Consider the following 12616-nt stretch of genomic DNA (forward strand, 5'->3'; position numbering starts at 1 on the left):
TAGATGTCTTTGTTCAAACAGCTGTTGATCGCTATCTGTCTGTTCCTGGTCGTCGCCTTCACCGGCAGCTTCATGGTCAGCCTGGAGAGCTCGCGTACCCAGTACGTCAACCAGTTGCGCTCTCACGCCCAGGACGCGGCGACCGCGTTGGCGCTGTCCTTGACGCCGAACATCGACGATCCGGCGATGGTTGAGTTGCTGGTCAGTTCGATTTTCGACAGTGGTTATTACGCGAGCATCCGGGTGGTTGACCTGTCGAACGACAAGACGCTGGTCGAGCGTAGCGGTATTCCAGCGGTGAACAACGTACCCGACTGGTTCGTCAAACTGATTGGCCTCGAACCGGCGGGCGGCGATGCGATCGTCAGTCGTGGCTGGGAACAGGCCGCACGGGTGGAGGTGGTCAGCCACCCGATGTTCGCGTTAGCCAAGCTTTGGCAGAGTGCGTTGGGCAGCCTGGGCTGGTTGCTGCTCTGTGGCGCAGTGAGCGCGGCATTGGGGGCGCTGTTGCTGCGCCGGCAATTGAAACCGCTGGACTACATGGTCCAGCAATCCCACGCCATCGCCCGTCGGGAATTCCTCAGCCTGCCAGACCTGCCGCGCACCCCGGAATTGCGCCGCGTGGTGCAGGCCATGAATCAGATGGTCGAGAAGCTTAAAGCGCTGTTTCAGGAGCAGGCCGAGCGCAGCGAAAAACTGCGGGTCGAGTCCTATCAGGACACCTTGACCGGGTTGGCCAACCGGCGCTATTTCGAGATGCAACTGAATGCGCGAGTGAGTAATCCCGAACAGGCCAGTTCGGGTTACCTGCTGCTGCTGCGGATCAAGGATCTGGCCGGGCAGAATCAGCGTCGCGGCGGTCAACACACGGATGAATTAATCAAAGCGGTGGGCGAACAACTGTCCCGTGAGTGCGCCAAATATCCGGAGACGCTAAACCTCGTCACGCGGATTCGTGGTGGAGAATTTGCCGTGCTGGCCCCGGGACTGGTGCGCGAAGAAGCGCTGCAACTGGCGCAGAACCTCGACAATGCCCTGGCCAGCCTGCATACGACGGGTGCCACCGATGTGGCCTCGGTAGCGTCAATCGGACTGGCGCCGTTCATTCATGGCGACTCACCGCAAGCACTGCTCGGGCTGGCGGATCAGGCGCTCGCGCAGGCCGAAGGCCAGGGCGATTCGAGTTGGGTCTGCCTGGATCACAGTGCATCGGCCCGTGTCGGCGATGACCCTCATGGCTGGCACCGCTTACTGGATCAGGCGCTGGGTCAGCGGCGTTTCGAGTTGTATTTCCAGCCGGTGGTGGCCAGCCAGGACACGCAACTGGTGCTGCATTACAAAGTACTTTCGCGTTTGATTGACGACCAGGGCCAGAGTATTCCCGCCGGGCGCTTCCTGCCCTGGCTGGAGCGTTTTGGTTGGGCTGCCCGGCTGGACCGTCTGATGCTGGAGTTGGTGTTCGAGCAGATGGCCAGCCACGAAGAGTCGCTGGCACTGAACCTGTCTTCGGCGACGTTGGCGGACCCGCAGGTGCTGGATAAAGTCTTCGAGATTCTGCGTTCTCACTCCAGTCTGGCGCCGCGACTGACCCTGGAAATCGGCGAGGAACAACTGCCGGAGCAAGGGGTGCTGGAAGCGCTTACGCGACGTTTGCGTGAACTCGGTTTCTCCCTGGGCCTGCAGCACTTTGGTGGGCGATTCAGCATGATCGGCAACCTGGCGCGGCTCGGGTTGGCGTACCTGAAGGTCGACGGCAGCTACATCCGCACGATCGATCAAGAGAGCGACAAGCGCTTGTTCATCGAGGCGATTCAGCGCGCGGCCCACAGCATCGACTTGCCGTTGATTGCCGAGCGGGTCGAGACCGACGGCGAGCTGTCGGTGATTCGCGAGATGGGGGTATATGGGGTTCAGGGGCGGTTGATTGGTGAGCCCAAGCCCTGGGGTTAAGGCTTAGGTCGCTTCGCCAATGAGGCCGCCATCGCGAGCAAGCTCGCTCCCACATTGGTTCTGTGTCGTACGCAAATCCCGCGGCCACCACCAATCAACGGTGGGAGCGAGCCTGCTCGCGATGGCGTCGGTTCAGACACCTCCAAACCGCTGTGGGAATGTTCTGAGTGGGGACAACACCGTCGGAGATTTCCTTCAAGTTGTAGCGGCGTTGGTGAACTTGTTTGGCTAACGGCGCATGGCTAGTCTGAGTTTGTCACTGAATTAACAGTGACTCGGACGTGCAAATCCGGCCAAACTATTTAGTTCGCGTACTGCCTTTCAATGAGCATTGGTATGCTCACTGCTTTATGGCGGCCGCGTGCAGGAGATCCTCGGATCTGCTGGGTGTCTAAGTAGGCCCGGTTTTGCACACCTGCGCACGGCCGCCACCCCGTTCGCGTGCAAACGAACGGTGATGGCCCCCACTACTACTTAGGGAATGTCATATGTTCAAAGTAACCCCGAATCCGCCAGACGAAACTGGCACCTCCGAAACCTGCCTGCGCAAAGGCCAACTCTTCACCGTCTCCCCCGACATCAACATCGAAGCTCTCCTGGCCAACGCCTCCGAAGACCTGCTCTCCATCAGCGCCATCGCTGCCGACCTGGCCGACGATGTGGAAGGCTCACGCCGATCCGTCGCGCTGGCGCTCAGTCGAATGGCTGACGGGGTTCATTTGTTGGTGGAGCGGGCACTGGATCACCTTGAATCGCCGGAGCTGATGGAATTTCTGTTCAAGAATAAACCTGTGGTTAGCTGAAAATCGCCTTCGCGAGCAGGCTCGCTCCCACAGGATCACCTTTAACCTGTGGGAGCGAGCCTGCTCGCGAAGGCGTCGATGCAGACTGCGCAAGGAACAGGGTCAGATCAACCCATCCTCGTCATCATCAATCAAATGACTCAACCCGCCCAACGCTTCACGCGCCTGGCTCCGGTCCATAAGTTTGGCCTGGGCGGCAGCCGGCAGGTCGGTGACCATAATCACGCCTTTACCGATCAGTACCTGGATCAAGTCGTCGAGTACCCGGATCATTTCCAGGTCACTCTGTTTGAGTTGCTTAAGCTGTTTAAGCTGCTTGAGCTGTGTGAGGCTGGTCGCCATGACTTCGCTGGCGAACCAGGCCTGTAGATCGGGGTGATCGGCCGGCAGGGTTTCGGTGGAGTCGGCGTAGGCCTCGGCTTCCACGCGCATCAGTTGGCCTTCTGTATTGCGTTGCACGTAGAACATTGAGCTTCCCTCGACATTGGCGCCGCGATATCTGTCAGCAGCATAGGCGAAATAAGCCATATGGTTATTCGCTAATGGTATTTAAAATAAATTTCTTATACCTATAAAGTCATCCTTCTGCGTACCTGCCGACCCATCGGCGCGCCGCACGACACGAACCAGCACGGATCCTCCGTGAGTTTCTGATCGACGCGCGCGCTAGTGAGCGTGCCGTGCGTGGGAGTTTATTATGTCTGCCGCTACTGCTACTTCAAACGCCGCGAACATCGCGCCGCAGTTGTTCGAAATCCGCCCGTTCAGTGGCACTGTCGGGGCCGAAATCGTCGGCCTGGATGTGGCCCTCCCCCTCAATGATCAGGACTTCGCCCGCCTCCACCGGGCGCACCTGGATCATCACGTCGTGGTGTTTCGCGATCAACACATTTCCCCTGAACAGCAAATTGCCTTCAGCCGCCGTTTCGGTGTGTTGCAGATCCATGTGCTCAAGCAGTTTTTGCTGGAGGGGCACCCGGAAATTCTCATCGTTTCCAACATCATCGAAAACGGCCAATCCATCGGCCTCGGGGACGCCGGCAAGTTCTGGCACTCCGACCTTTCCTACAAAGAGCTGCCAAGTCTGGGCTCGATGCTGCACGCCCAAGAGCTGCCAGCCGAAGGTGGCGACACCTTGTTCGCCGACATGCACAAAGCCTGGGACAACCTCCCCGAGGCACTGCGCAACGCCGTCGAAGGTCGCTCGGCCGCGCATTCCTACACGGCGCGCTACAGCGAGAGCAAATTCGAAGGCAACTGGCGCCCGACCCTGACGCCGGAGCAGCTCGCCCAAGTCGCCGAAGTGGTTCATCCCATCGTCCGAACCCACCCGGAAAGCGGCCGTAAGGCGTTGTTCGTCAGCGAAGGTTTCACCACTCGCATCGTTGGTCTGCCGGAAGACGAGAGCAAACAACTGCTCGACGAGCTCTACGCCCACAGCGTGCTGCCGCAAAACATTTACCGCCATCGATGGCAGCCGCACGACCTGGTGTTCTGGGACAACCGATCGCTGATCCACCTCGCTGCCGGGTGCCCAAGCTTTCTGCGCCGCAAGCTGTATCGCACCACCATCCAGGGCGACGCGCCTTTCTGATTTGTCGGAGAAACATCATGTCCAAACGTCTTTCATTTGCACCGTTGGCCGCGGCCATTGGCTTGGGTTTCAGCTTGCTCGCCGGTAGCCTGGTGGCCCCAACCGTGGCTCACGCCGAAGGTGAGATCCGTATCGCCGAACAGTTCGGCATCGTGTACCTGCTGCTCAACGTGGTGCGCGATCAAAACCTGATCGAGAAATACGGCAAGCAGGCAGGCATCGACATCAAGGTCGACTGGACCCAGCTCTCCGGCGGCGCGGCGGTCAACGATGCGCTGCTCTCCGGTTCCATCGACATTGCCGGCGCTGGCGTTGGCCCGCTGCTGACGATCTGGGATCGCACCCACGGCAAGCAGAACGTCAAAGCCGTCGCTTCCCTCGGTAACTTCCCTTACTACCTGGTGAGCAATAATCCGAAGGTCAAAACCATCGCAGACTTCACCGAGAAGGACCGCATTGCGGTGCCGGCGGTGGGTGTATCGGTGCAGTCGCGCTTCCTGCAATACGCGGCCGCCAAGCAGTGGGGCGACAAGGAATTCAATCGCCTCGACAAATACACCATCGCCGTTCCCCACCCCGACGCGACTGCCGCGCTGATCGCGGGCGGCACCGAATTGACCGGGCATTTCTCCAATCCGCCGTTTCAGGATCAGGCACTGGAAAATCCGAACGTGCACGTCGTGCTCAATTCCTATGACGTGCTCGGCCCGAACTCGCCGACCGTGCTGTTTGCCACCGAGAAATTCCGCGACGAGAACCCGAAAACCTATAAGGCGTTCGTCGAAGCGTTGACCGAAGCAGCGCAATTCGCACAGAACGATAAAGGCGCGGCAGCCGATACGTACATCCGCGTCACCAAGGCAAAAATCGACCGCGCGGCGCTGCTGAAAATCATCGACAACCCGCAGTTCGAGTTCAGCGTCACCCCAAAAAATACCTACCCATTGGCCGAGTTCCTCTATCGCGTCGGCGCGATCAAAAACAAACCGGACTCGTGGAAGGACTATTTCTTCCAGGATGCAAAACCGCTGCAAGGGAGCTGATCGAGATGAACGCCCCTTTGCAAGGCCACACGGTCAGCAGACCGGTCGCGGCAGCCCAGGCGCTGCTGTCGGTCGACAATGTCAGCCTCGAATACCGCACGCCGCAGCGTGTGGTTCGGGCGACTCATCAAGTCAGTTTCGAGATCGACCCGGCAGATCGCTTTGTGCTGCTCGGCCCTTCCGGTTGCGGTAAATCGACGTTGCTCAAAGCGGTCGCCGGGTTCATTCAACCCTGCGAGGGCGAGATTCGGCTGCAAGGGCAAACCGTTCATGCGCCAGGCCCGGATCGCATTGTGGTGTTTCAGGAATTCGATCAACTGCCACCGTGGAAAACCGTCAAACAGAACGTAATGTTTCCGCTGCTGGCGTCCAAGACCCTCAAACGCAAAGAGGCTGAAGAGCGTGCGCTGCACTATCTGGACAAGGTGGGTCTGGCGGCGTTTGCCGATGCCTACCCGCACACCTTGTCCGGCGGAATGAAGGCGCGTGTGGCGATTGCACGGGCGTTGGCGATGCAGCCGAAAATCCTCTTGATGGACGAACCCTTCGCCGCCCTCGACGCCCTGACCCGACGCAAGATGCAGGAAGAATTGCTGCTGCTCTGGGAAGAAGTGCGCTTCACCCTGTTGTTCGTCACTCACTCCATCGAAGAAGCGCTGGTGGTCGGCAACCGCATCCTGCTGTTGTCGCCGCATCCGGGGCGAGTGCGGGCGGAAGTCCACAGCCATCAATACGACTTGCACAGCCTTGGCGGGGTGGCATTCCAAGCGTCGGCGCGGCGGATTCACCGGTTGTTGTTTGAAGAAGGCCAGTCCCCGGAAACCGGGCGAGAGCTGGATTTTTCCGACATTCGCATCGCTTATTGAGCCATTGAGAGGATTGCCCGATGAGCCATTTATCATCTGCGCGTGAAGAATTCGAAACCGTATTGCAGCCACTGACGAGCGTGCCGCTGGAGCGTGAATTGCCCCTTGGTCAGCGCCTCTGGCAACAGGGTTGGCTGCGCAAAAGCCTGATCCTGATTCTGCTCGCCGTGCTCTGGGAAATCGTCGCCCGCGTGCAAAACAACGACCTGCTGTTGCCGAGTTTTCTGCAAACCAGCAGCGCGCTGTATCACGGTTTGCTCAGCGGTGAATTGCTGAGCAAGGTGTGGATTTCGCTGGTGGTGTTGCTGAAGGGCTATTTGATTGGCATCGTCCTCGCGTTTGCCCTGACGACGCTGGCGGTGTCGACCCGGTTCGGTCGCGATCTGCTGAGTACATTGACCTCGATGTTCAATCCGCTGCCGGCGATTGCGTTGCTGCCGCTGGCGCTGCTGTGGTTTGGCCTGGGGCAGAACAGCCTGATTTTCGTGCTGGTGCATTCGGTGCTTTGGGCGTTGGCGTTGAACACTTATGCCGGGTTCCTTGGCGTCTCGGAAACGCTGCGCATGGCCGGTCGTAATTATGGTTTGAAGGGCATGCGCTTTGTGCTGTTCATCCTGATTCCCGGTGCGCTGCCATCAATTCTCGCCGGGCTGAAAATCGGCTGGGCTTTTGCCTGGCGCACGCTGATCGCCGCCGAGTTGGTGTTTGGTGCGACCAGTGGCAAGGGTGGTTTGGGGTGGTACATCTTTCAGAATCGCAATGAGCTGTACACGGACAAGGTGTTTGCCGGGCTGGCGGTGGTGATTTTGATTGGGTTGCTGGTGGAGAATTTGGTGTTTGATACGTTGGAGCGGGTGACGGTGAAGCGGTGGGGGATGCAGCGGTGAGGATGGCTCACCGCGCCGATAGTTGGGGTCGTTTAAATTCCTCCGCCGATGAGAGCTTCAGGGTCAACCTTCATTTTCGGTGCGCCCTTTCGCCCGAGGGGTTGCGAACTTCACCGACGGATGTTGAAGCTCCGCTGTTTCGTTGATTGAGCGGTAAGTTAGAAATATGTGGACTGTCGTATTGGTTTAAATATCGATTTTCAGGGTAAACGCGATCCGCTCGCGGTCGCTGTTGGAACTTGGGAGGAGGAGGACCGAGTTTTTTCAATACATTAGGATCAAACAAAAAATTGTTGGCAACGGCCTTCTTCGCACTCTGTGCGGCCCCCAATACTTGCGACACACCATTGCCGATGGTTGATTTGGTCTTGCTGAGCACCTGAATAGCTGCGGTTCCCACTTTGTCCGTCAACGACTGCACAAAGCGAGAAACCGCCCATATCGATTGCCCCGTCGGATCCGAATTCATCATCGGCTCGCCGCCGCAATACATATATGCATTCAATCCGCCCTTACCAAATGGACTCAAACTGTCGGCGCTCTGAAAACGCATCAATCGCGGGTTGTAGGCGCGGTGGCCATTACCCAACAAATACCAGCCGATGTTTGCTTCGCGCAATTGGCCGTTGAAGCCCAGGTGCGTAGCGACTTCCTGCTGACCGGACAGATGACCGTAGGCGGAATAGGCGATGGCATTGGTCTTGCCATCGACGACTTCGCCAATGATCGATTGGCTGTTGTTGGTTGCCAGCAACACCGTGCGTGACCCGTTCGGGTTCTTTTGATCAACAGATGTGGGTTGACTCATAAAAAACCTTCACGGAAGTGGGGCATGGGGTGCTCAGTTCTACACGCCTGAGCCCAGGTTGAGAACTATCAGAACTGCTAGGTTCAGCCGTGCCGAACCCGCACACCTCCCCTTGTAGGAGCGAGCTTGCTCGCGATGGGCACCAGTCGACATCAATTTTCCTGACACACCATCGCGAGCAAGCTCGCTCCCACAGGGTGCAAGGGTGATTCGGCGTTCAACCTGTGGGACGCAGGATTCTCCGCGTCCTGGGAACTGGATTTCTGGGGCCGTGTGCGTCGCCATCGGCTCCCAAGCCATGCAGCCGAGCGACTTTGGTTCATGGGGGCGCGCAACAGCAATACGTCGAAGGGGTGGTGGATTTCGTCAATGTGCTGAACGGTACAAGGCGCGTTATTTGGCGACGCAGGAACAGTGGGGTGGAGAGCCCGACCGGGGTGTCGCTGGCCTTGGTTGGGCTGTACAAAGCGTTGGGCGGGGGGGTGGGAGTCGGTGTATCCGCTGGCCGGTGACGTAGGTCGCAAAGCCAGCATCGACAACGGAACTGCACCTACCCTACAGTGACCAGCTGGTTTCGTGGTTATGGATGTGGTGTTTGGACCGGCAATTGCAAGGGGTAACAATGGAGGCACGCAGAGAAACGCCGCTTGACGGCACTGATGATCCGCACGCGGCGCGCGGCGTCCGTGCGATTGTTCAGCGCTGGATGCGGTGGGCGCAGGAGCTCTGGCTGTTGCCGATTCTGGCATTGGCCACGCTGGTGCGTCTCTACGACCTGACGGCGGCGGCCATCTGGGGTGATGAAGGGTCCAGTTTGCTGCTGAGCCAATTTTCCCTGGCCGGAATCTGGTCGCACGCGGCGCATGACGTACACCCACCGCTGTATTTCATGCTATTGCATGGCTGGGTCGGGCTGTTCGGCGACGGTATTTTTTCGATCCGTATTCTCAGCGCATTGCCCGGGATCGCCACGGTATGGCTCGGCGTCTGGCTGGTGGACCTGCTCGCCACCCGGCGTGCCGCGTTACTGACTGGTTTCCTGCTGGCGCTGCTGCCCACGGCGGTGCGTTACAGCCAGGAAGTGCGCATGTATTCGCTGCTGGGCCTGTTGTTGATCGGCGCCACGATTGCTCTGGTCTACTGGATCAGACACCCCCGGCGCACGCGTTATCTGGTGGCGTATGCGTTGTTGATGGCTGCCGGGCTCTACACCCATTACTTCACCGCTCTGTGTGTGCTGTGCCACTGGTTGTATCTTGGGCTGCTCCGCGTACAGCCAGGGTACCGCCTGCGGCATATTCAGCGTCCCGGCTGGTGGTTGGCGAACATGGCGATCGTGCTGTTGTTCCTGCCATGGGTGCCGAGTCTGATCGATCTGATTCAGCACATGGATCAGCTCAAAGCCAATGGCGACGTGGGGTGGGAAGCGCCTGTCACGTTAGACTCGTTACCTTCGATGGTCTGGTCATTTTTGATCCAGGACGATGGTGAAACCTTTCCAACGCTGCTTTTTATCGCGCTGCCGCTGGCGCTACTGGCCGTTGCTGGCGTGGCACTGGTGCGGGATCGCAGTGTCTTTCGTGGCAGTGCGCTGCTGGTGATCTACACGGCGCTGCCGTTGCTGCTGCTGTTCGGAGTGTCGTTTATCTCGCCGGTGTTCATCGAGCGTTACCTGACGGCCTATGCCTTGGGGCTGCCAATGATTGTCGCGCTGGCCATTGATCGCCTGTATTCAGGGTTTCGGGTGCTGGCGCTGACTGTGCTGGTGCTGTTTGTCGGCGTGGAACTGGTGGGCGTGAAGAACAACGCCACGGTGGATATCAATGATCAGATCAGCGTGATGGTCGACTACGTGAACCAGCACTTCGTGACCGGCGACCGGATCGTCACCAGCGATATGCTCTGGTACCTCTGCTACGTCTATTACAACCGCACCGATGCAAAACCGCTGCTGTACACCCCGCCGCTGGCCAATGGTGCTTCTAGCCGACCGAATGACTATGGTTTCGGCACACTGGTAACCCAGGACATCTATCTCGACAGCCTTGGTGGCTTGCCCAAAGGCAGTGGCAGAGTATGGTTGATCGGCACCGCGAATGTGCCGGACGAGTTTGCGCCCTTGCCCGCAGGCTGGCAGAGCGTTGGCGAAGCCCACGCCGGCGGCGCCAATGCGCGTTTATTCGTGCTGCATTGAACCGACGGCCGGAGGTTTAAACGGTTTCCCTGAAACGCTGATTGCTCAAGGCTTCGACAAATCTGCCATGCCCTTGAGCAATTCGATCGGCAGCGGGAAGACAATGGTCGAACTCTTGTCCCCGGCAATCGAGCTCAGCGTCTGCATGTAGCGCAACTGCATGGCGCCGGGTTGACGGCCGAGCATTTCGGCGGCTTGCATGAGTTTTTCCGAGGCCTGCAATTCCCCTTCGGCGTGGATGACTTTAGCCCGGCGTTCCCGCTCGGCTTCGGCCTGTTTGGCGATGGCACGGACCATCGATTCGTTGAGGTCCACATGCTTGATCTCGACGTTGGCGACCTTGATGCCCCACGCGTCGGTCTGGGCATCGAGCACTTGCTGGATGTCGATGTTCAGCCGTTCGCGCTCGGCCAGCAGCTCATCGAGTTCATGTTTACCGAGCACCGCCCGCAACGTGGTCTGGGCCAGTTGGCTGGTGGCCATGAGAAAGTCCTCGACCTGGATGATCGCTTTCTGCGGATCGAGCACCCGGAAGTACAGCACGGCGTTGACCTTGACCGAGACGTTGTCGCGGGTGATCACGTCTTGAGGCGGCACGTCGAGGACCACGGTACGCAAGTCGACGCGGACCATTTGCTGGACCACTGGAATCAGCAGGATCAGGCCTGGGCCTTTGACCTGCCAGAAGCGGCCGAGCTGGAACACCACCCCGCGCTCGTATTCGCGCAGGATGCGGAAGGTCGATCCCGCCAGCGCAATGACCAACAGCAGCAGTGCGGCAAAACCCAGTTGCAGGCCCATGTTTATTCTCCAGCCGACGCCGCGTCAGCCGCGGCCACTTGCAGCAGTAATCCCTTGCGCGCCACTACCCGGACTTGCTGCCCCGGTTGCAGTGGCGTAGCGCTGAGTATTTGCCACTGTTCTCCTTGCAGGTGCACCCAGCCGCTGTAGGCATTGCCCGCCCGTAATGACGTCACCGGGGCTACGCTGCCGATGAGGCCGGCATCGCCACTGACCGTGTGGCGCGGTCGGGTTTTCAGGGCGTGGATCAGCAGGAAAATCAGCAGCAGGGCACTCACCAGCCCCAGGCCAATCATCAAAGGAACGGGCACTTCGGTGTTGCTCAGAATCACCGCACCGATCACGAACATCACAATCCCGCCCAAACCGATCACGCCGTAATTGGGCAGGGCCGCCTCAGCGATCAGAAACGCGATGCCGAACGTGATCAGCCAGATCCCGATGGGGTTGGGAACCAGCAGCACGACGGTGTCCGCCGCGAGCGCCGATCCACTCAAGGCCAACAGCAGCGCAACTGCACAACAACGAGTGTTCACTTGACCCTCCTTGTAGGAGCGAGCTTGCTCGCGATGATCCTGAGAGCACCGTGCTGATTCAGGCAGTCCGCGTTAGCTCATCGCTTCATACAGTCTAGTCGAGCTATGAATTGTATGAATTTTGCTCAATTGTCGACGTCGCCCGACCGGCAAATTTCCCGCGCGATTGCGCCAGCGGGCCTAGACTTTGAGATGAAGCGAACAGATTTAACCATCGTCCGCCACCAGCTGTTGCGGACACCGAGGTGCATCATGCGTATGGCAAAAACCGTGCAAAGCAGCCTTGAGAAGGCGCAATGCGAATATGACGTCGTCACCCACCCACACTCGGCCAGCAGCCTTGAAACGGCGCGGGTCGCGGGCATTCCTGCCGAACGGGTGGCCAAATCGGTGATCCTCGATGACCACCACGGTCATTACCTGATGGCCGTGCTGCCGGCGAACCGTCATCTGGACCTGAGCAAAGTACGTGGCAGCGGCGAATGGCAAGTCACCCGGGAAAGTACCCTGGCGCACCTGTTCAACGATTGCGAACGCGGTGCGGTCCCGGCATTGGGTGAGTCCTATGGGCTAGACATGGTCATCGACCCTTTGCTGACCCGGCAGAAAGACATTTACGTGGAGGCCGGTAACCACAACAACTTGCTGCACATGAGCGTGCCGGAATTTCTGAAAATGGTGCCGCATGCCGAGGTGTGTGAGTTGAGTCATTAATTTTTTTAGCGTCAATTACACCATCGCGAGCAAGCTCGCTCCTACAGGGGAAGCGCGGACAACTGTAGGAGCGAGCTTGCTCGCGAAAATATTTCTGTCACCAGGAGCCCCACTATGGAATCCCCAACCCACAGCCTCCCATCCCTGTTCAAACAACTGGGCCTGGAAAACGACCCGGTCAGCATTGACCAGTTCATCGCCACCCATTCCCCGCTAAAACCCGAACTGCACCTGGCGGACGCGTTTTTCTGGACCGAGTGCCAAGCGGCATTCTTGCGCGACGAGATTCTGGATGATGCGGATTGGGCGGAGGTGGTGGATCAATTGGATGTGCTGCTGAGGAAGGGGCGAGGCGGTTAAACCTGGCCAGAAGCGCATTAATTGTTTCAAGACTTGACCAGCTTTCTCCTGAAATGCCAT

Annotated in this window: 13 protein-coding genes and 1 pseudogene; 10 read left to right on the forward strand and 4 right to left on the reverse strand. The window is 58.7% G+C overall.

The window, feature by feature from the left end:
* Window positions 1-3 precede the first annotated feature (3 nt).
* Together lapD and AC1MDT_RS22655 are read left to right on the forward strand one after the other, a co-directional pair.
* Window positions 4-1950: a cyclic di-GMP receptor LapD gene (gene lapD / locus AC1MDT_RS22650; protein WP_480419030.1), complete on the forward strand. Its 1947-nt coding sequence runs from the start codon at window positions 4-6 to the stop codon at window positions 1948-1950.
* A gap of 488 nt (window positions 1951-2438) precedes the next feature.
* Window positions 2439-2753, forward strand: coding sequence for a DUF6124 family protein (locus AC1MDT_RS22655; protein WP_480419031.1), 315 nt, complete (start codon window positions 2439-2441; stop codon window positions 2751-2753).
* Between the two features lie 102 nt (window positions 2754-2855).
* On the opposite strand, the gene AC1MDT_RS22660 is transcribed toward AC1MDT_RS22655, so the two are convergent.
* Window positions 2856-3221, reverse strand: a complete 366-nt coding sequence (locus AC1MDT_RS22660) for a tryptophan synthase subunit beta (protein WP_480419032.1) — start codon at window positions 3219-3221, stop codon at window positions 2856-2858.
* Window positions 3222-3450: 229 nt separating this feature from the next.
* On the opposite strand from AC1MDT_RS22660, the gene AC1MDT_RS22665 reads away from it, so the two are divergent.
* From AC1MDT_RS22665 to AC1MDT_RS22680, 4 genes are read left to right on the forward strand one after another with little or no spacing between them, the layout of a single operon-like run.
* Window positions 3451-4347, forward strand: a complete 897-nt coding sequence (locus AC1MDT_RS22665) for a TauD/TfdA dioxygenase family protein (RefSeq protein ID WP_480419033.1) — start codon at window positions 3451-3453, stop codon at window positions 4345-4347.
* 17 nt (window positions 4348-4364) lie between these two features.
* The gene (locus AC1MDT_RS22670) at window positions 4365-5390 is read left to right on the forward strand and encodes an ABC transporter substrate-binding protein (protein ID WP_480419034.1); all 1026 of its coding nucleotides are present in this window, start codon (window positions 4365-4367) and stop codon (window positions 5388-5390) included.
* A 5-nt stretch (window positions 5391-5395) separates the two neighbouring features.
* Window positions 5396-6256 (forward strand): ABC transporter ATP-binding protein, encoded by an 861-nt coding sequence (locus AC1MDT_RS22675; RefSeq protein ID WP_480419035.1) that lies wholly within the window; start codon window positions 5396-5398, stop codon window positions 6254-6256.
* Between the two features lie 20 nt (window positions 6257-6276).
* Window positions 6277-7143, forward strand: coding sequence for an ABC transporter permease (locus tag AC1MDT_RS22680; RefSeq protein WP_480419036.1), 867 nt, complete (start codon window positions 6277-6279; stop codon window positions 7141-7143).
* A gap of 70 nt (window positions 7144-7213) precedes the next feature.
* On the opposite strand, the gene AC1MDT_RS22685 is transcribed toward AC1MDT_RS22680, so the two are convergent.
* Window positions 7214-7951: an RHS repeat-associated core domain-containing protein gene (locus tag AC1MDT_RS22685; RefSeq protein ID WP_480419037.1), complete on the reverse strand. Its 738-nt coding sequence runs from the start codon at window positions 7949-7951 to the stop codon at window positions 7214-7216.
* 329 nt (window positions 7952-8280) lie between these two features.
* Between AC1MDT_RS22685 and AC1MDT_RS22690 the strand changes: the two are divergent.
* Window positions 8281-8515, forward strand: a pseudogene (locus AC1MDT_RS22690) (hypothetical protein); the annotation flags it as partial.
* Between the two features lie 58 nt (window positions 8516-8573).
* Window positions 8574-10145, forward strand: a complete 1572-nt coding sequence (locus tag AC1MDT_RS22695) for a glycosyltransferase family 39 protein (protein ID WP_480419038.1) — start codon at window positions 8574-8576, stop codon at window positions 10143-10145.
* Between the two features lie 45 nt (window positions 10146-10190).
* Here AC1MDT_RS22695 and AC1MDT_RS22700 read toward each other — a convergent pair whose 3' ends face one another.
* Both AC1MDT_RS22700 and AC1MDT_RS22705 read right to left on the reverse strand, forming a co-directional pair.
* Window positions 10191-10946: a slipin family protein gene (locus tag AC1MDT_RS22700; protein WP_008034707.1), complete on the reverse strand. Its 756-nt coding sequence runs from the start codon at window positions 10944-10946 to the stop codon at window positions 10191-10193.
* Window positions 10947-10948: 2 nt separating this feature from the next.
* Complete coding sequence (locus AC1MDT_RS22705) at window positions 10949-11482, reverse strand: NfeD family protein (RefSeq protein WP_480419039.1); 534 nt, start codon at window positions 11480-11482, stop codon at window positions 10949-10951.
* Window positions 11483-11734: 252 nt separating this feature from the next.
* On the opposite strand from AC1MDT_RS22705, the gene AC1MDT_RS22710 reads away from it, so the two are divergent.
* Window positions 11735-12196 carry an aminoacyl-tRNA deacylase gene (locus tag AC1MDT_RS22710; protein WP_480419040.1) on the forward strand — a complete coding sequence of 154 codons (462 nt, stop codon included), beginning with the start codon at window positions 11735-11737 and terminating at the stop codon, window positions 12194-12196.
* Window positions 12197-12310: 114 nt separating this feature from the next.
* A complete protein-coding gene (locus AC1MDT_RS22715) occupies window positions 12311-12556 on the forward strand; it encodes a DUF2789 domain-containing protein (protein ID WP_480419041.1) in 246 nt (81 codons plus the stop codon).
* The last annotated feature ends 60 nt before the right edge of the window (window positions 12557-12616 follow it).

It is taken from the genome of Pseudomonas sp. ASL7 (genome assembly GCF_056680375.1).

Excerpts from the sequence above, each read along its gene's own strand:
- AC1MDT_RS22700 (WP_008034707.1), bottom strand. The coding sequence starts at position 10,946 with ATGGGCCTGCAACTGGGTTTTGCCGCACTGCTGCTGTTGGTCATTGCG.
- AC1MDT_RS22665 (WP_480419033.1), top strand. The coding sequence starts at position 3,451 with ATGTCTGCCGCTACTGCTACTTCAAACGCCGCGAACATCGCGCCGCAG.
- AC1MDT_RS22695 (WP_480419038.1), top strand. The coding sequence starts at position 8,574 with ATGGAGGCACGCAGAGAAACGCCGCTTGACGGCACTGATGATCCGCAC.
- AC1MDT_RS22710 (WP_480419040.1), top strand. The coding sequence starts at position 11,735 with ATGCGTATGGCAAAAACCGTGCAAAGCAGCCTTGAGAAGGCGCAATGC.
- AC1MDT_RS22655 (WP_480419031.1), top strand. The coding sequence starts at position 2,439 with ATGTTCAAAGTAACCCCGAATCCGCCAGACGAAACTGGCACCTCCGAA.
- AC1MDT_RS22670 (WP_480419034.1), top strand. The coding sequence starts at position 4,365 with ATGTCCAAACGTCTTTCATTTGCACCGTTGGCCGCGGCCATTGGCTTG.
- AC1MDT_RS22660 (WP_480419032.1), bottom strand. The coding sequence starts at position 3,221 with ATGTTCTACGTGCAACGCAATACAGAAGGCCAACTGATGCGCGTGGAA.
- lapD (WP_480419030.1), top strand. The coding sequence starts at position 4 with ATGTCTTTGTTCAAACAGCTGTTGATCGCTATCTGTCTGTTCCTGGTC.
- AC1MDT_RS22715 (WP_480419041.1), top strand. The coding sequence starts at position 12,311 with ATGGAATCCCCAACCCACAGCCTCCCATCCCTGTTCAAACAACTGGGC.
- AC1MDT_RS22685 (WP_480419037.1), bottom strand. The coding sequence starts at position 7,951 with ATGAGTCAACCCACATCTGTTGATCAAAAGAACCCGAACGGGTCACGC.
- AC1MDT_RS22680 (WP_480419036.1), top strand. The coding sequence starts at position 6,277 with ATGAGCCATTTATCATCTGCGCGTGAAGAATTCGAAACCGTATTGCAG.
- AC1MDT_RS22675 (WP_480419035.1), top strand. The coding sequence starts at position 5,396 with ATGAACGCCCCTTTGCAAGGCCACACGGTCAGCAGACCGGTCGCGGCA.